The organism is Alkalicoccobacillus porphyridii, from assembly GCF_007293315.1.
Lineage (GTDB): Bacteria > Bacillota > Bacilli > Bacillales > Bacillaceae_D > Alkalicoccobacillus > Alkalicoccobacillus porphyridii.
In genome coordinates, this window is the sequence record NZ_VLXZ01000312.1 from 1 (window position 1) to 254 (window position 254).

Below are 254 nucleotides of genomic sequence, written 5' to 3' on the forward strand. Positions count from 1 at the left end.
TGCTTACCGCCGCAGCAGTAATCCATATCATATTTACGAAACAGAGCCGAAGCGCGAGGGATAGAGAGCGCCAGTTCACCTAAAGGTTGGTCGCGATAAGCCATAGCTGATACCTCATTCTTAATAAGATAAGATGTATTTTAAATGCATCTTTAAGGCAAATGCTATAACCCTTACGTAGCAGAGGCTTATTTAACTCACTGCCAGTATGTCAACTTTCTGAGACAGATTCAGTTAAAGGCTTTTCCGGTTTT

Annotated in this window: 1 protein-coding gene; it reads right to left on the bottom strand. The window is 41.7% G+C overall.

The annotated features are described in order from the left end of the window. Positions 1-104, bottom strand: a 104-nt coding sequence (locus FN960_RS24430; protein WP_185971160.1) for a DUF542 domain-containing protein, incomplete at its 3' end; no start/stop codon positions are given. Positions 105-254: the final 150 nt, after the last annotated feature.